Source organism: Lysinibacillus sp. Y5S-8 (assembly GCF_036894365.1).
GTDB lineage: Bacteria > Bacillota > Bacilli > Bacillales_A > Planococcaceae > Lysinibacillus > Lysinibacillus fusiformis_D.
The window spans coordinates 2,857,981-2,880,798 of record NZ_CP145889.1 but is presented as its reverse complement, the minus strand read 5'-3'; the positions used below and the strand labels follow the sequence as shown (position 1 = coordinate 2,880,798).

Below are 22,818 nucleotides of genomic sequence, written 5' to 3'. Positions count from 1 at the left end.
ACCGCTTATAAGAATGGCACAACAACACATAGTAAAAAGACAAAAATGAAAAGGAGGTGTCGTATGAATCGTCATTGGCGTCAATTAGTCATTTTGCCTATGCTCATCTTTTTGTTAGTGTTGCCTATACAAGCTTTTGCCGCCAAAAAGCTTATACCAATGGGCGAAGCGATTGGAATTCAACTTCAATTATCACATGTATTTGTAGCACATGATGTACTGTTAGCTTCCAATCAGTGGATGAAGGGAGGTGCTGTGATTGAAAAAATAAATGATATCCCAGTAAAATCTCTTGCTGATGCCAAACAAGCTGTGGCAAAGGATGGCCAACAGAAATGGACGATCAATAGTGGAGGCCAACAAATTACACTGGAGTTACAAGACCAAGAAGCAGAGCATGTCATTTCCTTTTTAAAAGATGAAACAGATGGAGTAGGAACACTGACTTATATTGATCCAGAGACAAAAAATTACGGTGCACTAGGTCATCAAATTGTCGATTCAACCCTACAAGAAGCCCCTGTTTTTAAAGCAGGCTCCATATTTTTAGCTTCCATCCAACAAATTCGTAAAAGCACACCGGGTCAACCAGGCTATAAAATTTCCTCCATTGAAAAGCACCAAGAACGACTAGGCAGTATAGATAAAAATACTATTTATGGTATTTTTGGCCGTTGGGAAGAGGGTTATCAACAAAGATTGCCCAAAGCCATAGAAATTATGCAAGAAAAAGATATAAAAGCTGGGAAAGCTGAAATCTATACAGCCATTGAAGGCAGTAAGGTGGAATCCTTTACGATTGAAATTACAAAAGTTGAAAATGAACGCCTTGAATTTTTAGTATCTGACAAAAAGCTCATCGAAAAAACAGGTGGTATTTTGCAGGGAATGAGTGGCAGTCCTATCATTCAAGACGGACGTTTTGTCGGTGCTGTGACACATATGTTTGTTGAGGAGCCGAAAAAAGGAGCAGCACTAACTGTAGCAGAAATGTTAAGAAGATCTTCCTAAAAAAATGATGAATGGTAAAAATCCGCTTTTTTCCGTGAGCATAGCAAGAGCCGCAGGAAGCTACGCGGATTTTTACCTTTTCAACAAGTATTTCTGATAATTTCCTGAAGGAGTCATGATATTTAAAAAAACTGTAGTTTTATCTACATTTTTTATCTAAAATAAGTAATAAGAGCATTCGACAGGTTGCAGCTATTTAGCGTAACTTGTCGATATAAAAAGAAAGTATCGGACTACATACTCATTTTTGGAAATAGAAAAGGTTTTTAAAACAAAAATGTCGAAAATTCCACAGTGTGCCAAAAACGGCATTTAGGGGTTAGGTTAACGCTTTGAGGTGTTCAAAGCAAGTCCAGAAGGAGGAATTGAAATGACAAAGGTAAAAGTAGCGATTGCAGATGATAATCGTGAGTTATTAAAAACAATGGAGCAGTATTTTCAAGGACATGCCGAAATAGAAATTATTGCAACTGCTTCAAATGGGAAAGTTTGTCTACAAATGCTTGAGGAATTCACACCAGATATTTTACTTCTAGATATAATAATGCCTCATCTTGACGGTTTAGCTGTATTAGAATCCATGTATCAAAATGAGAAAATGTCATCTATCCAAGTCATTATGCTAACAGCTTTTGGCCAGGAAGATGTCATGAAACAAGCGGTCGATTTAGGGGCTTCCTATTTCATGCTAAAACCATTTGAATTCGATCAATTGGTACAAAAAATTCTACATTGTGCTGGACAGAAGGCGACACTTCCGAAAAAGACAAGCGTGTTACAACCGACAGTACCTCAAAAATTAAATCAGCATCAATTAGACAGTACGATTACGGCCATCATTAAAGAAATCGGTGTACCTGCACATATTAAAGGGTATTCTTATTTACGTGAAGCCATTCAAATGGTATTTGAGGATATTGAGCTACTAGGATCTGTGACAAAAATTTTATATCCAGAAATCGCGAAAAAATTCAATACGACACCATCTCGCGTGGAACGTGCCATCCGACATGCCATTGAGGTTGCGTGGAATCGTGGCAATTATGAATCCATTTCGTCGATGTTTGGCTACACTGTGCATCACTTAAAATCCAAACCAACAAATAGTGAATTCATTGCCATGATCGCAGACAAAATCCGCATTGATATGATGGCTAGCTAAACGCCTAGTCTTAGCGGACATTGACAGAAAAACTGATTATAGCAATTATACTGCGTATTTTTTTATAACGCCTTTTTTAGACAGTTTAACCACTGTTTAGAAAGGCGTATTTTTATGTTTCTTATAATCGAAATGGACCGTTATATGTTGGATTGTTCCGCAAAAGAGCCTTGGTTTATTTTCTATAAAATGTACCCTCTTGTACTTAAACTTTGTTACCTTAAGCCTTAATTTCAGCAAAAAAGCAAAAGATAATGCTACACCTCTTCATAAACATCAAATAAAAATATAGGCAAATAAGACAACAGTAGATTTTGCTTATGACTTTGGTTATACTGCTTGGTAATAGTTTATTTTTTCTACCCCGTCCGTTTGGGGTATTTTTTTATTGCATTCATTTATTGAGAAGTAATTATAAAGTAGGTGTTCAAAATGAAAACTGTAAATTTCCAACTGGATGGAATGAATTCACTAGAAATCACACAAATAGAGGAAAATTTATTTGAGGTACGTGTCGCATTAGATGGTAAAATAAGTATGAATTATATGAATCGTGAGCAATTGAAACAAATTGGTTCCACTTACTATATTGAAAATAGCCAAATATGTATTGATAACCTATTGAAAAATTAAAAAAGTGTAGTATAAAAGAACTAAATTGCACTATGATTAAGTGCAATGCAACCCCTTACTACCTGTTCTAGGAATACGATTATTCAATCTAATCTAATGGAATAACTTAGAAAATATCATCAATTATAATAAAAAAACACAAAAACAAGCAAAAAAATAGTGTTAAATAACTAATTTATTTTTAAAAAAATAAAATATTGTTGGATATATTAATGGTTTAGTAGTACTATTTTCTTTCTAGGTAGTGACAATGGTCTCTAAACAAATGGAAGGTGATTGTATATACTTACATGTAGAGGGAAGGAGGAGGTAGCTTGATTCTAGTTCGAAATGAAAACTTCGAAATTTCTGAAGAAAATGGCAAGGTATTTATGCTTACTTTTAATGCCGGTTTCCCATTAAAAGAATTTGATAGCATTCTACGTAGTCATCCACGACTTAAATTATCTAATTTTTCAATTTTAAAAACCGTGTTGTCAACCCAAAATACAAGCCTGGTTGAAATTGGTCGCTGGCTTCCGAATGTGGAAGCTGAAATAGCACGTGATAAAATGTCAGCCTCTATTTTTATATATGAAACGCTCGAATATATTCAAAATAATCACGAAAAATTGACACAACAAGTACATGAAACACTTGCAGAAAAAGGCATTGTACATGGAATATTAGATTTTGATATTTCGAAGGCTGAGCCAGGAAAAGCATTTTTAATTGCTCAAGGAGAACCACCTGTAGCAGGAATGGATGCACAAATTACATACTTACCTAAACCAGAGAGAAAGCCGGTCATTCGTGACGACGGTAAAGCAGATTACTATGATATGAATTTCATTTCAGAAATTTCAGAAGGCTCATGGCTAGGTGAAAAGATTCCTGCTACATTAGGTAAAGCAGGGAAAAATGTGCTAGGTGAAGTAGTTGCTGCTGTACCGGGGCGAGATTTTCCTATAAAATACGATACAAAATCTGCCTATGAAGTGGAAGAGGACGGAAAAGTAGTAATCCGCTCGAAAATTGCCGGTGTTTTAGATGATGTTAAGGGTATGATTGGTGTAAACCGACACCTTCCTATAAACGGCGATGTTGGAGTGGAAACAGGTAATCTCGAATTTAATGGTTCACTTAGTATTAAAGGAACGGTGACAAGTGGCTATACAGTGATTGCGACTGGTGATATTTCCATCGATGGTGCAGAGGGTGTAAGCGGTGCCAAGCTTATTAAATCCATTGAGGGTGACGTTTATATTCGTGGGGGCATTTTTGGACTCGGTTCAACAATAGTGGAAGCGGGGGGCAATATATTTGTAAAGCATGTGAATGAAGCGAATTTATTTGCAGGTGATAGTATTCATATTGGTTTTTATGCGCTAGGTTCACAGCTTTCTGCCCATTCCATTTATGTGGACGAACGAAAAGGTAAAATTATTGGGGGACGTGCGGTAGCTAAAAATACCATTGTCACGGCCATTTCAGGCAATCGCTTAGAGCGCCGAACTGATTTGATAATTGAAAGCATCAATAAGCAAGAAAATAATTCTGTAATGCAAGAAAAAGCAGCGCAGCTAAAAGAAATTCAAGCAGAAATTTCTGCCCATGAGACGAAAATGAAAAGCTTATTGCCATTTCTCAATCAAATGTCCAAAGAACAAACCGCTTCATTTGAAGAAACAAAGCAAGCTTTAACAAAATTAAAGGCTGAAGCCTTAACATTAGATCGTGAAGTTAAAATATTAATGGATGAAATGCGTCATGTCGGAAAAGAAGAGATTATTGTAACAAAAGAGGCACATCCTGGTACGTATATTCAAATTGGTAGAAAATCATCGTTATTAAGCAAAATGACGAATGGTAAATTCCTGCTCGAATTTGGTGAGCTCAATGTCTAATTCATCATGTATCCCTGTCTTTGCACATCGAGGTGCATCTGCTTATGCTTTGGAGAATACCTTTCAGGCTTTTGAAAAAGCATTAGAGCTAGGGGCGAACGGGATTGAATTAGATATTCAATTTTCAAAAGAGGGATTACCTGTAATCTATCATGATCCACAGTTATCAAGACTCGTCGGCACCAATAAACTGGTGAGTGATTGTACGATAGAGGAGCTTCTGCGCTTTAAACTAGGAAAGCCTTGGAGACGTCTATTTTCATCGTATAAAATACCAGCATTTGATGCGGTTTTAGCATGGGCAAATCAACAGCAGCTACCATTGAATATTGAATTAAAATCAACGATCCTGGACAATAGGAGTGGTCTGATTAACTTCCTTCGAGGCTTAGTTCTGCCAACGGGAAGTCATTTTTCGTCCTTTCACTACGAGCTTCTAGAGATTGTGAAAGCGCATAGACCTGAATATGAAACAGCTTTTATTGCCACGAAAAAAATAAAATGGGATTTGCTAGCTGATTATCAAGCGGCTGACTGTATCCATATGCATAAAAGGTATTATAAACCAAGATACTTAGAGGCTTGTGTCACAAGTGAGAAAGCATGCCGTTTTTATGCAATAGATGGCTCGGAGCCTTTCTTAACAAATCCACACCATGCTGTGATTGGTTGGATTACAGATTATCCCGATAGAGTCATCGCAGCACAGCGGCGTCTATAAAAATAGCTATCCAGTAAGTCGGTGAGACTTATGTGGATAGCTATTTTTATTTTTTCTGAAAGCGTGGTGCTACTTTTCCATTTTTTCGGTCGCGATGTAGTAAAAATCCTGCGAAAAACCCAAAGCCTATTACAAAGAAAATAACACCTACTACAAATTGTAGCCATAAAAATGGGAATGGTGAAATGAGTTTACCAAATAATGTATCACGCATAAATTTAATGCCACCTGCAGCCATAAGACCTGGAATAAGCATTACAATAAATGCAGCTAAACGGGCCATGCATACCCCTCCTTATTCCTATGATTAATTGTACCTGTGGATGATGGAATGTCAAGGAAGGGAGAAATCAATATAATATTTTTAAATAAAAACGAGTAAGGACATAAAGTAGCGTCTGTAACAGAATGTTTAGAAAATTCTTACTTAAATAAGAATATGTAATAATAGTTGCGAAATTGTGAATTTGTCAGTATTGTAAAAATAAGTGGAGCAATATTATCCATTACTAAACAATTTTTTCTTCACACATTGGGGTCTAAACACCTACTGAATAAGAGGGGCTCAGTCTTACTGAGATGGCAACGCGATGGAGACAGGATTGTTAGATAAAACTTGATTGGATGGGCATTTGGGGATGCACTTTCCAAAGCAAAGGGGCGAGTTTCATGGAAATCTTCAAGTATATGGAAAAGTATGATTATGAACAATTGGTATTTTGCCAAGATGAAGCATCAGGGTTAAAAGCGGTTATCGCTATCCATGATACAACACTTGGACCAGCACTAGGTGGAGCACGTATGTGGACATATGCATCAGAAGAAAATGCTATTGAAGATGCGTTACGTTTAGCAAGGGGTATGACTTACAAAAATGCTGCAGCTGGTTTAAACCTTGGCGGTGGAAAAACGGTCATTATAGGTGACCCATTTAAAGATAAAAATGAAGAAATGTTTCGTGCATTAGGTCGTTTCATCCAAGGATTGAATGGCCGTTATATTACAGCTGAAGATGTAGGTACAACGGTATCTGATATGGATTTAATCCATGAAGAAACAAACTATGTAACAGGAATTTCTCCTGCATTTGGTTCTTCAGGTAACCCATCTCCAGTAACAGCGTATGGCGTTTACCGTGGTATGAAAGCGGCGGCAAAAGAAGCATTTGGTTCCGATTCATTAGAAGGATTAAAAGTTTCTGTACAGGGTCTAGGAAATGTAGCCTACAAGCTTTGCGAGTATTTACATAATGAAGGGGCAAAACTTGTTGTAACAGATATCAATCAGGCAGCCATTGATCGAGTTGTTAATGACTTCGACGCTATTGCAGTGGCACCCGATGAAATTTATGCGCAGGAAGTCGATATTTTCTCACCATGTGCATTAGGCGCTATTTTAAACGATGAAACAATTCCACAACTAAAAGCGAAAGTGATTGCTGGATCTGCTAATAACCAATTAAAAGATTCTCGCCATGGTGACTATCTGCATGAATTAGGTATCGTCTATGCACCAGACTATGTGATTAATGCTGGTGGCGTGATAAACGTTGCAGATGAATTATATGGTTATAATCGTGAACGTGCAATGAAACGCGTTGATGGTATTTATGATAGTATTGAAAAAATCTTTGCTATTTCTAAACGAGATGGCATTCCAACATATGTGGCAGCGAATCGCTTAGCTGAGGAACGTATCGCTCGTGTAGCGAAATCTCGCAGCCAATTCTTAAAAAATGAAAAAAATATTTTACACGGTCGCTAATCGACATGGTTGATACATTATGAGAAGTCGCATTGTCGACTTCTTCTATTTTCAACCAGAAATAAGGATCTCGATGAAGTGAAGCTAAAGCTCTTCTAAAGCAAGAACTAACCGTTGGAAAATTGGTAAGTTGGTTGTTTAATAGATAGATTACTTTAGCATTTTTCTCAAAAGGGGGAATAAACATGGCTCAAAATTATGATGTTGTCATCTTAGGTGGAGGTACAGGCGGATATGTTGCTGCCATTCGAGCTGCGCAGTTGGGCTTGAAAACAGCTATTGTAGAACGTGAACGCTTAGGCGGAACTTGCTTGCATAAAGGTTGTATCCCAAGTAAAGCCTTACTTCGAAGTGCGGAAGTATATCGCATGGCTAATAAAACAGCTAGTGACTATGGTGTCGATATTGAAGGTGTGACATTGCAATTTGACAAAGTTCAGGCTAGAAAACAAGCCATCGTTGAGCAATTAAGTCAAGGTGTGAATACACTGATGAAAAAAGGCAAAATAGATGTTTATCAGGGTACAGGGCGAATTTTAGGGCCATCTATTTTCTCTCCTATGCCAGGCACTATTTCTGTAGAGATGTCCAATGGTGATGAAAATGAAATGCTTGTTCCTACAAACGTTGTCATTGCAACGGGTTCAAAGCCTCGTGGAATGGCAGGCTTAACGGTTGATGGGCAATATGTGCTGAATTCAGATCATGCCTTAGCGTTGGAAAAATTACCAAAATCATTATTAATCGTTGGTGGCGGTGTCATCGGAATTGAGTGGGCATCTATGCTATGCGATTTTGGTGTGTATGTAACGATCGTCGAATATGGTCCATCGATTTTACCAGCAGAAGATGCAGATATCGTCAAAGAAGTGACGAAACAGCTTGAAAAACGAGGTGTTCGCATCGTAACGAATGCTCGACTAGATGCGAGTACATTCAAAATTGAAAATGATAACGTTTTCATTTCAGCGACGGTGGATGATAAAGAAGAAATTTTTGAAGCAGATAAACTATTACTTTGTGTAGGACGTGAGGCGAATACGCAAGGTATTGGCTTAGAAAATACAGAAATCGAAGTTGAAAATGGCTTTATTAAGGTGAATGATTCCTATCAAACGAAGGAATCCCATATGTATGCTATAGGAGATGTGATTGGTGGCTTACAATTAGCACACGTTGCTTCTCATGAAGGAATGGCAGCTATTGAACATATTGCAACAGGTAAAACAGAGAAATTGGATGATTTGAAAGTACCAAAATGTGTTTACTCATATCCAGAGGTTGCCAGCATTGGCTTGACAGAGCGTGCTGCAAAAGAACGTGGATTTTCATTAAAGATTGGTAAATTCCCATTCAAGGCTATTGGGAAAGCATTAGTTAATGGTGAGGCAGAGGGCTTTGTCAAAATTATTGCGGATGAAGAAACAGATGATATTTTGGGTATTCATATGGTAGGGCCTCATGTGACCGATTTAATTGGGGAAGCATCATTAGCGAAAGTACTAGATGCAACGCCATGGGAAATTAGTCAGGCTATTCATCCACATCCATCGTTAAATGAGGTTTTAGTGGAATCTGCTTTAGCGGTTGATGATCGTGCTATCCATTTTTAATTTTCTGAATTTCATAACTAACGTATCCAAATGTGGGGATATAGGATAAGATAGTTATTTCTCTATAATACGAAAGGGGTGTTCGTATGCAAGATGTACAAATCAAACATGAAGATTTAGGTTTGTCAAATGAAGATGTACTTGCTATGTTCGAAACAATGTTAATGGCCAGAAGATTAGATGAGCGTATGTGGTTATTAAATCGCTCTGGTAAAATTCCGTTTGTTATTTCTTGTCAAGGCCAGGAGGCAGCACAAGTTGGAGCAGCCTTTGCACTTGATAATAATAAGGATTATATTGCACCGTATTATCGTGATATGGGTGTGGTTTTACATTTTGGTATGACACCAAGAGAACTGATGTTGTCTGCATTTGCAAAAGCAGAAGATCCAAACTCCGGTGGTCGTCAAATGCCAGGTCACTTTGGTCAAAAGAAAAATCGTATTCTAACAGGATCATCTCCTGTCACAACGCAAGTTCCGCACGCAGTTGGTGTTGCGCTTGCTGGACGTCTACAAAAAGAAGATTTTGTTTCTTTCGTTACGCTTGGGGAAGGTTCATCTAACCAAGGAGATTTCCATGAAGGAGCGAACTTTGCGGGTGTTCATAAGCTACCCGTTATTATTATGGTAGAAAACAATCAATATGCTATCTCTGTGCCAGTTGAACGTCAATTAGGCTGTGCCAAAGTATCTGATCGTGGTATTGGTTACGGTATGCCGGGTGTGACGGTGGATGGTAAATGTCCATTACAAGTGTATAAAGTGGTAAAAGAAGCAGCAGACCGTGCACGTAATGGAGAAGGTCCAAGCTTAATTGAAACGGTGACATATCGTTTAACAGCCCATTCTTCAGATGATGACGATCGTCAATATCGTACGGCTGAAGATATTGCAGAAGGTAAAGCAAAAGATCCGATTCTATTATTTGAAAAGTATCTGATGGATGCTGGCGTTATGACAGAAACGATTCGCACTGAAATGGAACAACGTGTGATGGCTGAAGTAAATGAAGCAACAGATTATGCAGAAGCGGCTCCATATGCACAACCAGAGCATGCACTTAAATATGTTTATGCACCAGTGGACGGAGGTGACATGTAATGGCAGTTATGTCTTATATTGATGCGATTACATTAGCAATGAAAGAAGAGATGGAACGTGATGAGCGTGTTTTCATTTTAGGAGAGGACGTTGGTCGTAAAGGCGGGGTATTTAAAGCCACAAATGGACTATACGATCAATTCGGCGAATATCGCGTGCTAGATACACCACTTGCAGAAAGTGCCATCGCAGGCGTTGGAATTGGTGCTGCAATGTATGGTATGCGTCCAATTGCAGAAATGCAATTTGCTGATTTCATTATGCCAGCTGTCAATCAAATCGTTTCGGAGGCAGCGAAAATTCGTTACCGTTCCAATAACGATTGGACTTGTCCAATGGTCATCCGTGCTCCTTTTGGTGGAGGCATTCACGGTGCACTTTATCATTCACAATCCGTTGAAGCACTTTTTGCTGGGACACCAGGTTTGAAAATTGTCATACCATCAACACCATATGATGCAAAAGGTTTACTGAAAGCTGCGATTCGTGATGAAGATCCGGTATTATTTTTCGAACATAAACGCGCGTATCGCTTAATAAAAGGTGAAGTACCGCTAGATGATTACACATTACCAATTGGTAAAGCAGATGTGAAACGTGAAGGGGACGATGTAACAGTAATTACGTATGGTTTAGCCGTTCACTTTGCCCTCCAAGCGGCTGAACGTCTAGCTGCAGATGGTATTTCCGCTCATATCCTTGATTTGCGTACGGTTTATCCTCTTGATAAAGAAGCGATTATTGAGGCTGCAAGTAAAACAGGCAAAGTATTACTTGTCACAGAGGATAATAAAGAAGGCAGTATCATGAGTGAAGTTGCCGCGATTATTGCAGAACATTGTTTATTTGAGCTTGATGCTCCAATTCAACGTCTAGCAGGACCTGATGTGCCAGCCATGCCATATGCACCAACAATGGAGAAATATTTTATGATTAATCCTGATAAAGTTGAACGTGCAATGCGAGAACTTGCTGCGTTCTAACAGATCACAATAAGGCTGAATGAAAAAACGAAAAGCCTCAGACGGAAGAACAGATTTTGACTTACGTGTAGGTAAGTCAAAATTTGTCTAATTGCCTATCTACGTTTAATGATTTTAGCGCTGCATCAGGTACAAGGACGCCTAGGCTTAATTGATGGGAGGAATAAAGGATGTCAGTTCAAAATATTACAATGCCACAGCTCGGCGAAAGTGTAACAGAAGGTACAATTGAAAAATGGCTTGTTAAGCCTGGAGATACAGTTAAAAAATATGATTCATTAGCAGAGGTTGTTACAGATAAAGTAAATGCTGAAATCCCATCATCATTTGAAGGGGTTATTACGGAGCTTCTTGCGCAAGAAGGTCAAACCTTGCCAGTTGGGGCAGTCGTATGCTCGATTGAAATAGCAGGAGAGGGCGAATTACCACCTCCACCAGCTGAAAAAAAATCAGCAGTAAGCACAGCTATTTTAAATGCTGGTGTTCAAAAGAAACAGGAGGCACCACAGCAGGTGGCAGCTCCAGCAGCTGCACCAAAAGAGGCGCGTAAAGATAAAGTACGCTACTCACCAGCCGTTCTTCGACTTGCACAGGAGCACGATATTGCACTCGATCAAGTGACGGGCACAGGTGAAGGTGGTCGTATCACAAGAAAAGACCTGATAAAGCTAATTGAAACTGGCAATATCCCTACAGCAAATGATGTCGCACCAACTTCATCAACGGTGCAACCTACAGTTGAGCCAGCACCGACAGCACCACAGCAACAAGTGGAAAAAGCAGTTGCACCTGTACCTGTTCATCCTGGAGATATTGAAATTCCAGTGACAAAAGTGCGACGTGCGATTGCAAATAATATGGTAAAAAGTGTCCATGAAGCACCACATGCTTGGATGATGATGGAAGTGGATGTAACAGATTTAGTGTCTTATCGTGATAGCTTAAAGAATGAATTTAAGCAAAAAGAGGGCTTTAATCTTACATATTTCGCCTTCTTTGTAAAAGCAGTTGCTCAAGCATTAAAGGAATTCCCAATGCTGAATTCAATGTGGGCGGAAGATAAAATTATCCAAAAGCATGACATCAATATTTCGATTGCAGTAGCAACAGATGATGCCCTATTTGTGCCTGTTATAAAACACGCAGATGAGAAATCCATTAAAGGAATTGCTAAAGAAATCCATGAACTTGCCAATAAAGTTCGTACAGGTAAATTGGCGATGGGTGACATTACTGGTGGTACATTTACTGTTAATAATACGGGAGCATTTGGCTCTGTTCAATCGATGGGGATCATTAATTACCCACAAGCAGCGATTCTTCAAGTGGAAAGCATTGTAAAAAAACCGGTCGTTTTACCAGGTGGAATGTTTGCTGCACGTGATATTGTGAATTTATGTTTATCATTAGATCATCGTGTGTTGGATGGACTTGTATGTGGTAAATTCCTAAATAGAGTGAAAGAAATACTCGAAAATACAAATAAATCTTCAACGTCAGTCTACTGATGACTCGTCGGAAACCTGCTGTATAAGGGTTTCCGATTTTTTTTATACTTTTCGAGTCGCAATTTGTCATGTAGAATAACAAATAGAAACTACTAAGGGGGGAAGCTGATTAAGCGTCCGCATGTCAAACAACATGAAAAATATTGAATTTGAAATACCAGCCTATTCAGACTGGCAAGATGCAGCAATCAAAGCTTTAAAAGGGAAACCATTTGAGTCACTATTTTCGAAAACAAATGAAGGTGTTACATTACAGCCGCTTTACACACAAGAAAGTTTAGTAGCTAAGCTTGGAGAAGAGCTTGATTTACAAGTTGCCACAATCCGTTCCCTACAAAATAGTCAAGTGTTTCAGGTGGCACAGCAAATTCACGCTGATACAAGTGAAGCATTTTTTGCACAGCTTGAAGATAGTTTAGCGCGAGGCAATGAAGTGATTACAGTGGATAGTCGTGTGAAGTTTGATTGGACAGAAGAAGTATTGGTCAAATTAGCATCATATTTCTCAGAATATTCATTTAAAATTACTATTAAAAATTCAAAAGACCCATTATTGGCAGTATTTGACAACGTTGCAGAGGATCAACGTGAAGCAGTTAAAGGTTTCATTGTTTCTAAGGACCCGATCTCTTTCAACGCATTTCCGAACGTGCGCTCAGTCAGTGCTGACACGACCGTTTATCACAATGAAGGTGCCAACGCAGTACAAGAGCTAGCCTATGCACTAGCATTAGCAGCCAAATTTGCAGAACAGGAAGAAAGCTTTGAAGCATTCTCGAAGAAGTTTTTTGTAATTTTTGCTATTGATACACAATTCTTTACGGAAATTGCCAAACTTCGTGCTTTTAAAGTACTTTGGAAAGCGTTCTCATCCGCATATGGTGTGACAGACAGTGTAAAAATTCCAACGGTTGCTGAAACATCACTAAGAAGCTTTTCTAAATTAGATGTGTATGTCAATTTATTACGTTCTTCCAATGAAGCGCTTTCTGGTTTAATTGGTGGAGCTGATCTCTTTACTGTTCATCCGCATGATGTGTTAACGAAGCCTACGGAACAATCGATTCGTATCGCTCGGAATGTATCATTAATATTAAAAGAAGAAACAAATGTCTTGAAAGTGACAGATCCAGCAGGAGGCTCTTATTTTATTGAGTCGTTAACAGCAGACTTTGTAAAAGAAGCATGGGCATTATTTTTAGATATCGAGGCTGCTGGCGGGATGGATGAATATGTAGCGTCTGGCAAGCTTGCGGAAGAAGTGGCAACCTCTTATCATACTCGAATCAAAGCTGCATCCACACGTAAGCAATCATTAATCGGAACGAATATTTATGCAAATCCAGCAGATGTACTTGAGCAGGATACAAATCCATTATTTGCTGATATTAAACGTATTGCTGTTCCATTTGAGAAGTTGCGTGCAGAAATGACAGCAGCTGATGTGAAAACAGGTATTTTAGCATTAGGGTCATTAAAAAGCTCTAAGCCACGTGCAGATTTTGTAGCTGGTTTCTTAAATACAGTTGGTCTTGTTCCAGAAAAAAGTGAGCCAGTGGCAACTGCTGAAGAGGCGATTGCTTGGTTGCAGGCTACAGAGGCTAAGTATGTTGTAATTGCAGGCAGTGACGATGATACAAAGGCACTTGTACCGACTATTTTAGCTGCTCAACCAGCAAATGTGCTTATAGATGTTGCAGGTAAATTTAAAGATGAAGAAGAAGCATGGTTAGCAAATGGTTTAAACGGCTTTATTTTCGCAGGACAGAACATCATTGAAAAATTACAGTCCGTGTTTGCGAGCATGAAGGAGGTCCAACGATGAGCAAGCCTAATTTTAATGTAGTAGAAATAGAAAAAGTGTTAACAGCTGAAGCCCCACAAGCGTCTGACGACAAGTTTATGACAAATGAAGGGATTGAAATTAAAGATATTTACACGAAGGAAGATATTAAAGATGCGAAACATTTAAACGATGTAGCAGGTATTGCACCTAATACACGTGGACCATACCCTACTATGTATGTAGCACGTCCTTGGACCGTTCGCCAATACGCGGGTTTCTCAACGGCTGAGGAATCCAATGCCTTCTATAAACGAAATTTGGCAATGGGGCAAAAAGGTCTTTCTGTAGCGTTTGACTTAGCGACGCATCGAGGCTATGACTCAGATCACCCACGTGTAACAGGGGATGTAGGGAAAGCTGGTGTTGCTATTGACTCTGTTGAGGATATGAAAATCCTTTTCGATCAAATACCGTTAGATCAAATGTCCGTTTCTATGACAATGAATGGAGCAGTTTTACCAGTTCTTGCCTTCTATATTGTGGCAGCTGAAGAGCAAGGGGTAACACCAGACAAATTAGCAGGTACAATTCAAAATGATATTTTAAAAGAATATATGGTGCGTAATACATATATTTACCCACCAGCTATGTCAATGCAAATCATCGCAGATATTTTTGAATATACAGCGAAATATATGCCAAAATTTAACTCTATTTCAATTTCTGGTTACCATATTCAAGAAGCTGGCGCAACAAATGACATTGAGCTTGCCTATACGTTAGCAGATGGCTTGGAATATGTACGTACAGGATTGAAAGCAGGAATTGATATCGATGCCTTTGCGCCTCGTCTATCGTTCTTCTGGGCAATCGGTATGAATTATTACATGGAAGTAGCTAAAATGCGTGCAGCACGTCGTATTTGGGCACAAATGATGTCAACATTTAATCCGAAAAATCCGAAAACATTAGCATTACGTACCCATTCTCAAACATCGGGCTGGTCTTTAACGGAGCAAGATCCATTTAACAATGTGGCTCGTACATTATTCGAAGCGAATGCATCTTCAATGGGACACACACAATCCCTCCATACCAACGCATTGGATGAAGCGATTGCACTTCCAACAGACTTCTCGGCACGTATCGCGCGTAATACACAGTTATTTTTACAAGAGGAAACAGCGATGACGAAAGTGATTGATCCATGGGGCGGTTCGTACTATGTGGAGAAACTAACAGAAGAAATTACGCAATCCGCTTGGGCATTGATCGAAGAAATTGAAGCACTTGGAGGGATGGCTAAAGCGATTGAAACAGGACTTCCGAAAATGAAGGTTGAAGAAGCCGCAGCCAAACGCCAAGCAAAAATTGACTCTAAAACAGAAACGATTGTAGGAGTGAATAAATATCGCTTGGCAAAAGAAGAGCCAATTGACATTTTGGATATTGATAATACAATTGTTCGTCAAAAACAAATTGAACGTTTAGAAGCGATGAAGGCAGCACGTGATGAAGCGGAAGTTCAAAAACATTTAGCTCGCTTAACAAAAGCTGCTCAAGATGGTGAAGAGAACTTACTAGCTGTGGCGGTGGATGCAGCGCGTGCGCGTGCCTCTTTAGGTGAAATCTCTGATGCTATCGAGGCGATTTCTGGTCGTCATAAGGCCGTGATTCGTTCTATTTCAGGTGTTTACTCTGCCAATTTCTCAGATGAGGAGCAAATTGCGGAAGTGAAGCAAATGACAGAAGAATTCCTTGAAAATGAAGGACGTCGTCCACGTATTTTAGTAGCAAAAATGGGACAGGATGGACATGACCGCGGTGCCAAGGTGGTCGCAACAGGTTATGCTGATTTAGGCTTTGACGTAGATATTTCACCATTATTTATGACACCTGCTGAGGCTGCTCAGATGGCTGTTGAAAATGATGTCCATGTCATTGGTGTATCTTCACTAGCAGCAGGTCATAAAACACTAGTGCCTGAATTAATTGCGGAGCTTGAAAAGCTAGGTCGTGAAGATATTATCATTATTGTTGGTGGTGTTATTCCAGCGCAAGATTATGATTTCCTTTACGATGCCGGTGCAGTAGCCATTTTTGGACCAGGTACAGTGATTCCTGTATCTGCACAAAAAATTATTGAAGAAATCTACAAACGTTTAGGCTATGAGGAAGTGTCTGAATAATGGACAAAAACAAAGGAATGGAAGACAGTGCGCTATTTGTCATGGACGGAGTCGAGGCAACTCACGATGGTATGCAGTATGGCACACCTAAAAAATTCCGAAAGAAAAAGGCAGACAATATGAATGTAGGAGAGCTTGCTCAACAAGTACGTGTGGGCTCTCGCACACATTTATCAAAAGCCATTACCCTCATTGAAAGTGCCAACGCTACTCATAAAGTGCAAGCACAAGAATTATTACAGGAGCTTCTTCCGCATACAGGAAATAGTATTCGAATTGGCATTACCGGAGTTCCAGGAGCGGGAAAAAGTTCATTCATTGAGGCTTTCGGAACAATGCTTTGTGACATGGGAAAACGAGTAGCTGTTCTTGCAATTGATCCAAGTTCTTCCTTATCAGGCGGGAGTATTCTTGGCGATAAAACACGGATGGAGGAGCTCGTCAAGAAGCCTACTGCATTTGTCCGCCCATCTCCATCGGCAGGTACCCTTGGGGGTGTTCACAAAAAGACCCGTGAAACAATGTTAGTTTGTGAGGCGGCAGGTTATGATGTGATTTTAATTGAAACGGTTGGTGTAGGGCAAAGCGAAACCTACGTCCGTGGAATGGTTGATTTCTTTCTACTTCTTGTGTTAACAGGGGCAGGAGATGAATTGCAGGGCATGAAAAAAGGCATCATGGAATTAGCGGATGCCATTGTCGTGCATAAAGCAGATGGCGATAATGTTCGTTTAGCCAAAAAAACGGTTGCAGAGTATAAGCAAATTTTGCATTTTTTACAGCCCGCTACACTCGGTTGGATGTCTACAGCAATGCCTGTTAGTTCATTAGAAAAACGGGGACTTGATAAGGTTTGGGAGACAATTGGAGATTTCAAGCAAATTGTTGAAGCCAATCACTATTGGGCTACTCGACGACAACAACAAACAAAAGAGTGGTTTCAATCGATGATTACCGACCATTTAATTGATCAGTTTTATGGGAATCCACAGCGTAAAGCACAGGTACTGCTACTTGAACGTCAAATTTTAAGTGGACAACTGACTGTCACACAAGGTGTCGATCGTTTATTTAGCGAAGAGCAGGAAGACAAGTAAACGAATCTTATGGAAATCTTAGTATTCAACTGAATTGTGATGAGCAAGTAGGTGCACAAATTCGTTGCAAACTGCTATGATAAGAGATGGATGAGCGTCAAAAAATTTTTATAGGCAATCATGCTGAATGGACGCGAACTTGAAAGGAGCTATCGCTATATGAATATGGATTACGATTTATTTATGCAGGAAATTTTAAAAACAGCACGTGCTGAAATTGAGGCAGCGGGTTACGAACAACTACAAACACCAGAAGCTGTTGAAGAGGCGTTTACTCGCCCAGGTACAACATTAGTAATGGTGAACTCAGTATGTGGTTGTGCGGGCGGTATCGCTCGTCCAGCAGCGGCACAATGTGTTCATTACGATAAACGTCCCGATCATTTAGTTACAGTGTTTGCAGGGCAAGATAAAGAAGCTACTGCAGCGGCACGTTATCATTTTGGAGAAGATCACCTTCCTTCTTCACCATCTTTCGTTCTATTAAAAGATGGACAAGTAGTTGCAGAAGTTGGTCGCTATGAAATTGAAGGGCATGACCCAATGTCCGTTGTGACAAACTTACAAGCAAACTTTGAAGAATATTGTGATGAGCTTTAATTTTATTCTTGCATAACAAAAATGAATTCAAATGAAGTAGAAAAGCCTCATAGATCACAGAATCTATGTAGGCTTCCTACTATCATCATGTATAGATAGTTTCATTATTACTAAAATTTTTGTAATATTGGCTAAATAATTAGCTAAAAGAGTGAAGAGTACTAAACGATAGGAGGCAGTCGGCCTGAAGAAATTTTCAATCGGCTATCGAACTTTAAAAACAGCAATTGGTGCGGCCATCGCTATTGCCATTGCTCAGTATTTTGATTTAGCCTCGTATGCATCTGCTGGTATTCTAACCATATTATGTGTGCAGCCAACGAAAAAAAAATCTATTCATGCAGCTTATACACGATTGGTCGCGAGTATTGTGGCAATGCTTTTTGCCTTTGTAAGCTTTGAATTTTTTACTTATCATCCGCTTACATTAGCAGGCATGCTCCTGTTATTCATTCCAACCATTGTATCATTAAAGATAGCAGATGGATTTATTTCTAGTGTTGTAATTATAATGCATATTTATGCTGCTGAAGGTTTTTCATTAGCACTTGTTTATAATGAATTAGCGTTGATGGCAATCGGTTATGGAACAGGGATCGCCATTAATATGTATATGCCAGATATACAAAAGGAATTAAATTACTACAGAGTTAAAATTGAGGAGCTATACAGCAAGATTTTTTTAGAAATTGCCACCTATTTACGTCAAGGAGACACGCTATGGAATGGACATGAAATCATTGAAGCAATCCGAACGCTAGAAGAGGCAAAATCATTGGCGTTTAAAGATGTTGAAAACCATTTTATGAGACTTAAAAATGATTACTATGTGTATTTTGATATGCGTGAGCAGCAGCTAGAAATTATCGAACGAGTATTGCCAAAAGTGACGACATTACCTGTTATAGTACAAGAGGCTGAAATTGTGGCAGATTTTTTACAAGACCTCGGTGAGCATGTTCATTCGGGGAATACGGCAAGTCATTATCGAGAAAAATTAGAACATGTAAAACGTGATTTTTCTCAGCTGCCTTTACCGCAAAACCATGAGCAATTTATCGCTCAAGCCGCTCTCTATCAGTTTATCGAGGAGATGGACAGGTATTTAGAAATAAAGCAGTCATTTAAGGGCTTAAAGGCTAAAAAAGAGCGCCCACAGTAACGTGGACGCCTCGGGCTTTGCCTTAAACTAACATGGATAATCCGAATGCTAGAGATGAGATTAGCATAATCGCGATCATGCTATAAACAACGATTTTTTGAAATTTTTTATTACTCATATGCTCGTTCGCTCCTTCTTTTCTTATAAATAGTTTAGCAAATCTGAAAAATTTCTCAAGTAGTAGAGTTTTGACAAAAAAATCTGTAAAATAGAGTATGTACCATAACAGAAGGAGATGTCACCATGGAGAAAGTAGACCATATTGGGATTGCAGTGCGCGATCTTGATGAACGCATTACATATTATACAGAAACTTTAGGCTTAAAGTTGATGAAAGTAGAAGAAGTAGAATCTCAACAGGTTCGTGTGGCATTTATCGACGCAGGTAACGTGAAATTAGAGCTATTAGAACCAATGAGTGATAAAAGTGCCATTTATGGATTTATTGAAAAACGTGGAGAGGGAATTCACCATGTTGCCTTCGGTGTAACAGGAATTCGTGAGCGTATGGCAGAGCTTCGTGAAAAGGGTGTACGTCTATTATCGGAAGAGCCAGGACCTGGTGCTGGAGGTGCAGAGGTTGCATTTATGCATCCTAAATCCTCATTCGGGGTGTTATATGAATTATGTGATAAAAGTGGAAAAGGGGATAAGTGATCAATATGGATATGTTCGACAAAATCAATGACTTGTATGACCGTAAGACTGTAATTGAACTTGGTGGTGGCTATGAGCGCATCGAAAAACAGCATGAAAAAGGGAAATTAACAGCTCGTGAGCGTATTGATTTGCTACTAGATGAAGGGACATTTTTCGAAATCAATCCATTTATTACTCACCGTACAGTAGACTTCGGGATGGACAAAATGGAAGGCCCTGGTGATGGTGTAGTTACTGGTTTCGGTAAAATTAACGGACGTCCAGTATACTTATTCTCTCAAGATTTCACAGTGTTTGGTGGGGCGCTTGGTGAAATGCATGCAAAAAAAATGGCGACAGTGATGGATCTAGCTGCTAAAAACGGTACACCATTTATCGGTATTAATGATTCAGGTGGTGCACGTATCCAAGAAGGTGTTCTGTCTCTAGATGGCTACGGTCATATTTTCTACCGCAATGCGATTTATTCAGGCGTGATTCCGCAAATTTCTGTTATTATGGGACCTTGTGCTGGTGGAGCGGTTTATTCGCCAGCTATCACAGACTTTATCTTAATGGTGGATAAAACATCTCAAATGTTCATAACAGGACCTAAAGTCATCGAAACTGTGACAGGTGAGAAAATCTCTGCTGAAGATTTAGGTGGTTCGAAAGTAAATAATGCGGTAAGTGGGAATGCTCATTTCCGTGCGCCATCTGAAGAAGAGGCAATTGAAGAAATTAAAAAACTATTAAGCTATTTACCACAAAACAATAAAGAAAAGGCACCTCGACAAGCTCGACCTGAAGGGGATGACTACCGTCCAGAAATCGTGGATACAGTGCCAATCGAAACAACACGTCCATATGATGTTCGCAAAGTAGTTGAGCAGGTAGTGGATGAAGGTTCATTCATGGAAGTACATGCAGAGTTTGCGAAGAACGTAGTAGTTGGTTTTGCACGTATTGCTGGTGAATCAGTAGGGCTTGTTTGTAACCAACCAAAAGTACTTGCTGGTGGATTAGATATTGATTCTTCTGATAAAGCAGCTCGTTTCATCCGTACTTGTGATGCGTATAATATCCCAATTATCACATTTGAAGACGTATCTGGCTTCTTCCCAGGCGTTAAACAAGAGCATGGCGGTATTATTCGACATGGTGCAAAGATTCTTTATGCGTATTCAGAAGCAACAGTACCAAAAATTACAGTGATTTTACGTAAAGCTTATGGAGGCGCTTACGTTGCTTTAAACTCTAAATCAATCGGTGCTGACCTTGTATTTGCATGGCCAAATGCTGAAATTGCTGTTATGGGTGCTGCTGGTGCAGCGAACATCATCTTTGCCCGTGAAATTGCGAAATCAGATGACCCAGAAGCAACACGTGCAGCAAAAATTGAAGAATATAAAGAAAAATTCGCCAACCCGTATGTAGCAGCATCTCGCGGCATGGTAGACGATGTAATCGATCCACGAGATACACGTATTAAGCTGATTCAAGGACTGGATATGCTTTCAAATAAACACGAAACACGTCCTGAGAAAAAGCACGGGAATATTCCTCTATAAAATGAGTACAAGCCTAGTAGCTAATGAGTTGCTAGGTTTTTCATTGCTAAAAAGTGAAACATTTTTTCTTGCCATCCGTACTGATATAGTAAGAGGAGTTGAGATGAATGGAATGGAAGCAATTGCAAACAGAGCAAGAAAAGATTCATGCACAACTAAGAAAGGCATCAAGGTTAAACGAGCAAAGCGAATTATTGCATAAGCAGATTCACTATACGCAACAGGAAATAGACAAACATACGACAGCCCTCAACCAAATTCGATCAAAACTTGATAAATTGGATGGCTTCTCATTTATGAATATGATTCGTACGTGGACTGGACAACAAGATGAACTACGCGCTGAAAAAATTGATAAAGCAGCAGTTCTTGAATTAAAGATTAGTGAAGCGAAGAAAATGCAAGCGGATTTAACAGAAGATAGTGTTCAAGTAACCAATAAGCTAGCTCAATTTGATGAAATGGCGTTACAACAAGAACTTCAACAAATCTATGCGAAAAAGAAAAAGTACTTACAGCTTCATGATGTTGCTCAGGCAAAGAAGCTAGAGCATTTAGCACATGAGGAAATGGTAACAAAGCAACTCATAACAGAAATTCAAGAGGCTGAGGAAGCGGGGGAAGTAGCTCTAACAAAGCTAGGGCAAGCAGCAGCCTCTCTTCATTCGGCTAGTGGCTATTCCTCCTGGGATACTTTCTTTGGTGGCGGGCTGATTGCCACTCACTTAAAGCATGATGCACTCGATCAGTCAGAAAACTATTTACATCGGGCTCAAATCGCGTTGCAACGTTTTCATAATGAATTATTGGATGTTCATGAGATGTCAACGAAATCGCTGCATGTAGAAACAGATGGGTTTGTGAAGTTTGCTGACTACTTCTTTGATGATATTTTTTCTGCATGGTCTGTCCATTCTAAAATTTCAACAGCAAGAGAACAAGTTTCACGGGTTCAGGACGATGTACATAATACCATTTGGCGCTTACAGGATAAACAAAATAAAGCAAATAACTACCTACAAGCTATAGAAAAAGAAAAAGAGGCTATTGTCAATGCCTAAGGAAAGTCTGATAATTTTTCATAGTTTTGGAAAATAAGACTACCACAGAACTTTTGTGAAAGATGAAAGTGGATTTCCGTTGCAGGCTACTTGCTTTCTTGTGAGCGAGTACTAGGCTGCTTCCTCCGCTACCGTTCCGTTTAGAGGCTCGCCTGTCTCGCTATCCCACGGGAGTCAAGTAGCCCTCCACTCCATAAAAATATTTCTTTATTAGTAAAGGTTTTCAACTAAAGAGAAGGTATTCACTACTCTTTATGGAGGGGTGTTGTCACACATCACTTCTCCACATTGAAAATAGGAGTCTATCCTTTCTCTAATAAGACAAATAA

The 22,818-nt window shown here is 39.3% G+C and carries 20 protein-coding genes; 18 read left to right on the top strand and 2 right to left on the bottom strand.

Annotated features, from left to right (window positions below; all coding sequences use genetic code 11):
- The first annotated feature begins 63 nt into the window (after window positions 1-63).
- From V6670_RS13940 to V6670_RS13920, 5 genes are all read left to right on the top strand, one after another.
- Entirely contained in the window at window positions 64-1,011 is a 948-nt protein-coding gene (locus V6670_RS13940; RefSeq protein ID WP_141903608.1) for a SpoIVB peptidase S55 domain-containing protein, read from the top strand.
- A gap of 370 nt (window positions 1,012-1,381) precedes the next feature.
- Window positions 1,382-2,173: a sporulation transcription factor Spo0A gene (spo0A, locus tag V6670_RS13935; protein WP_016993890.1), complete on the top strand. Its 792-nt coding sequence runs from the start codon at window positions 1,382-1,384 to the stop codon at window positions 2,171-2,173.
- Window positions 2,174-2,605: 432 nt separating this feature from the next.
- Window positions 2,606-2,806: a hypothetical protein gene (locus V6670_RS13930; protein WP_338651434.1), complete on the top strand. Its 201-nt coding sequence runs from the start codon at window positions 2,606-2,608 to the stop codon at window positions 2,804-2,806.
- A 314-nt stretch (window positions 2,807-3,120) separates the two neighbouring features.
- On the top strand, window positions 3,121-4,692 hold the full coding sequence (locus V6670_RS13925) for a FapA family protein (RefSeq protein WP_338651433.1): 1,572 nt from the start codon (window positions 3,121-3,123) through the stop codon (window positions 4,690-4,692).
- Window positions 4,685-5,413 (top strand): glycerophosphodiester phosphodiesterase, encoded by a 729-nt coding sequence (locus V6670_RS13920; protein ID WP_338651432.1) that lies wholly within the window; start codon window positions 4,685-4,687, stop codon window positions 5,411-5,413. The genes V6670_RS13925 and V6670_RS13920 overlap by 8 nt, the downstream gene beginning before the upstream one ends.
- Before the next feature lie 46 nt (window positions 5,414-5,459).
- On the opposite strand, the gene V6670_RS13915 is transcribed toward V6670_RS13920, so the two are convergent.
- Window positions 5,460-5,696 carry a DUF2627 domain-containing protein gene (locus tag V6670_RS13915; protein ID WP_004231186.1) on the bottom strand — a complete coding sequence of 79 codons (237 nt, stop codon included), beginning with the start codon at window positions 5,694-5,696 and terminating at the stop codon, window positions 5,460-5,462.
- A 386-nt stretch (window positions 5,697-6,082) separates the two neighbouring features.
- Between V6670_RS13915 and V6670_RS13910 the strand changes: the two genes are divergently transcribed.
- The 10 genes from V6670_RS13910 to V6670_RS13865 all read left to right on the top strand — a co-directional run bounded on the left by V6670_RS13910 (window position 6,083) and on the right by V6670_RS13865 (window position 19,218).
- Window positions 6,083-7,177 (top strand): Glu/Leu/Phe/Val dehydrogenase, encoded by a 1,095-nt coding sequence (locus tag V6670_RS13910; protein WP_048392303.1) that lies wholly within the window; start codon window positions 6,083-6,085, stop codon window positions 7,175-7,177.
- A 185-nt stretch (window positions 7,178-7,362) separates the two neighbouring features.
- Window positions 7,363-8,790 (top strand): dihydrolipoyl dehydrogenase, encoded by a 1,428-nt coding sequence (gene lpdA, locus V6670_RS13905; RefSeq protein ID WP_036122819.1) that lies wholly within the window; start codon window positions 7,363-7,365, stop codon window positions 8,788-8,790.
- An 86-nt stretch (window positions 8,791-8,876) separates the two neighbouring features.
- Window positions 8,877-9,893: a thiamine pyrophosphate-dependent dehydrogenase E1 component subunit alpha gene (locus tag V6670_RS13900; protein ID WP_036122822.1), complete on the top strand. Its 1,017-nt coding sequence runs from the start codon at window positions 8,877-8,879 to the stop codon at window positions 9,891-9,893.
- Window positions 9,893-10,876, top strand: coding sequence for an alpha-ketoacid dehydrogenase subunit beta (locus V6670_RS13895; protein ID WP_008179931.1), 984 nt, complete (start codon window positions 9,893-9,895; stop codon window positions 10,874-10,876). The genes V6670_RS13900 and V6670_RS13895 overlap by 1 nt, the downstream gene beginning before the upstream one ends.
- A 170-nt stretch (window positions 10,877-11,046) precedes the next feature.
- Window positions 11,047-12,384, top strand: a complete 1,338-nt coding sequence (locus tag V6670_RS13890; RefSeq protein WP_058844037.1) for a dihydrolipoamide acetyltransferase family protein — start codon at window positions 11,047-11,049, stop codon at window positions 12,382-12,384.
- A gap of 121 nt (window positions 12,385-12,505) precedes the next feature.
- Window positions 12,506-14,209 carry a methylmalonyl-CoA mutase family protein gene (locus tag V6670_RS13885; RefSeq protein ID WP_141903610.1) on the top strand — a complete coding sequence of 568 codons (1,704 nt, stop codon included), beginning with the start codon at window positions 12,506-12,508 and terminating at the stop codon, window positions 14,207-14,209.
- Entirely contained in the window at window positions 14,206-16,359 is a 2,154-nt protein-coding gene (gene scpA, locus V6670_RS13880) for a methylmalonyl-CoA mutase (protein ID WP_036122829.1), read from the top strand. Before V6670_RS13885 ends, scpA begins: the two co-directional genes overlap by 4 nt.
- Window positions 16,359-17,456, top strand: a complete 1,098-nt coding sequence (gene meaB / locus V6670_RS13875) for a methylmalonyl Co-A mutase-associated GTPase MeaB (RefSeq protein ID WP_141903611.1) — start codon at window positions 16,359-16,361, stop codon at window positions 17,454-17,456. The genes scpA and meaB overlap by 1 nt, the downstream gene beginning before the upstream one ends.
- A 159-nt stretch (window positions 17,457-17,615) precedes the next feature.
- The gene (locus V6670_RS13870) at window positions 17,616-18,056 is read left to right on the top strand and encodes a BrxA/BrxB family bacilliredoxin (protein WP_036122837.1); all 441 of its coding nucleotides are present in this window, start codon (window positions 17,616-17,618) and stop codon (window positions 18,054-18,056) included.
- Between the two features lie 184 nt (window positions 18,057-18,240).
- Window positions 18,241-19,218 (top strand): aromatic acid exporter family protein, encoded by a 978-nt coding sequence (locus tag V6670_RS13865; protein WP_141903612.1) that lies wholly within the window; start codon window positions 18,241-18,243, stop codon window positions 19,216-19,218.
- Window positions 19,219-19,240: 22 nt separating this feature from the next.
- Here the strand turns inward: V6670_RS13865 and prli42 are convergent, their stop codons facing one another.
- The gene (gene prli42, locus V6670_RS13860; protein ID WP_155273190.1) at window positions 19,241-19,336 is read right to left on the bottom strand and encodes a stressosome-associated protein Prli42; all 96 of its coding nucleotides are present in this window, start codon (window positions 19,334-19,336) and stop codon (window positions 19,241-19,243) included.
- Between the two features lie 125 nt (window positions 19,337-19,461).
- Here prli42 and mce point away from each other — a divergent pair, with 125 nt between their 5' ends.
- The 3 genes from mce to V6670_RS13845 all read left to right on the top strand — a co-directional run bounded on the left by mce (window position 19,462) and on the right by V6670_RS13845 (window position 22,489).
- Window positions 19,462-19,875, top strand: a complete 414-nt coding sequence (mce, locus tag V6670_RS13855; protein WP_141903613.1) for a methylmalonyl-CoA epimerase — start codon at window positions 19,462-19,464, stop codon at window positions 19,873-19,875.
- 5 nt (window positions 19,876-19,880) lie between these two features.
- Complete coding sequence (locus V6670_RS13850) at window positions 19,881-21,428, top strand: carboxyl transferase domain-containing protein (protein ID WP_141903614.1); 1,548 nt, start codon at window positions 19,881-19,883, stop codon at window positions 21,426-21,428.
- Window positions 21,429-21,535: 107 nt separating this feature from the next.
- On the top strand, window positions 21,536-22,489 hold the full coding sequence (locus V6670_RS13845; RefSeq protein WP_141903615.1) for a hypothetical protein: 954 nt from the start codon (window positions 21,536-21,538) through the stop codon (window positions 22,487-22,489).
- Window positions 22,490-22,818: the final 329 nt, after the last annotated feature.

Bases quoted from the DNA above. Each gene is read 5' to 3' on its own strand.
- V6670_RS13940 (WP_141903608.1), top strand. From the start codon at position 64: ATGAATCGTCATTGGCGTCAATTAGTCATTTTGCCTATGCTCATCTTT.
- spo0A (WP_016993890.1), top strand. From the start codon at position 1,382: ATGACAAAGGTAAAAGTAGCGATTGCAGATGATAATCGTGAGTTATTA.
- V6670_RS13930 (WP_338651434.1), top strand. From the start codon at position 2,606: ATGAAAACTGTAAATTTCCAACTGGATGGAATGAATTCACTAGAAATC.
- V6670_RS13920 (WP_338651432.1), top strand. From the start codon at position 4,685: ATGTCTAATTCATCATGTATCCCTGTCTTTGCACATCGAGGTGCATCT.
- V6670_RS13915 (WP_004231186.1), bottom strand. From the start codon at position 5,696: ATGGCCCGTTTAGCTGCATTTATTGTAATGCTTATTCCAGGTCTTATG.
- V6670_RS13910 (WP_048392303.1), top strand. From the start codon at position 6,083: ATGGAAATCTTCAAGTATATGGAAAAGTATGATTATGAACAATTGGTA.
- lpdA (WP_036122819.1), top strand. From the start codon at position 7,363: ATGGCTCAAAATTATGATGTTGTCATCTTAGGTGGAGGTACAGGCGGA.
- V6670_RS13900 (WP_036122822.1), top strand. From the start codon at position 8,877: ATGCAAGATGTACAAATCAAACATGAAGATTTAGGTTTGTCAAATGAA.
- V6670_RS13895 (WP_008179931.1), top strand. From the start codon at position 9,893: ATGGCAGTTATGTCTTATATTGATGCGATTACATTAGCAATGAAAGAA.
- V6670_RS13890 (WP_058844037.1), top strand. From the start codon at position 11,047: ATGTCAGTTCAAAATATTACAATGCCACAGCTCGGCGAAAGTGTAACA.
- V6670_RS13885 (WP_141903610.1), top strand. From the start codon at position 12,506: ATGTCAAACAACATGAAAAATATTGAATTTGAAATACCAGCCTATTCA.
- scpA (WP_036122829.1), top strand. From the start codon at position 14,206: ATGAGCAAGCCTAATTTTAATGTAGTAGAAATAGAAAAAGTGTTAACA.
- meaB (WP_141903611.1), top strand. From the start codon at position 16,359: ATGGACAAAAACAAAGGAATGGAAGACAGTGCGCTATTTGTCATGGAC.
- V6670_RS13870 (WP_036122837.1), top strand. From the start codon at position 17,616: ATGAATATGGATTACGATTTATTTATGCAGGAAATTTTAAAAACAGCA.
- prli42 (WP_155273190.1), bottom strand. From the start codon at position 19,336: ATGAGTAATAAAAAATTTCAAAAAATCGTTGTTTATAGCATGATCGCG.
- mce (WP_141903613.1), top strand. From the start codon at position 19,462: ATGGAGAAAGTAGACCATATTGGGATTGCAGTGCGCGATCTTGATGAA.
- V6670_RS13850 (WP_141903614.1), top strand. From the start codon at position 19,881: ATGGATATGTTCGACAAAATCAATGACTTGTATGACCGTAAGACTGTA.
- V6670_RS13845 (WP_141903615.1), top strand. From the start codon at position 21,536: ATGGAATGGAAGCAATTGCAAACAGAGCAAGAAAAGATTCATGCACAA.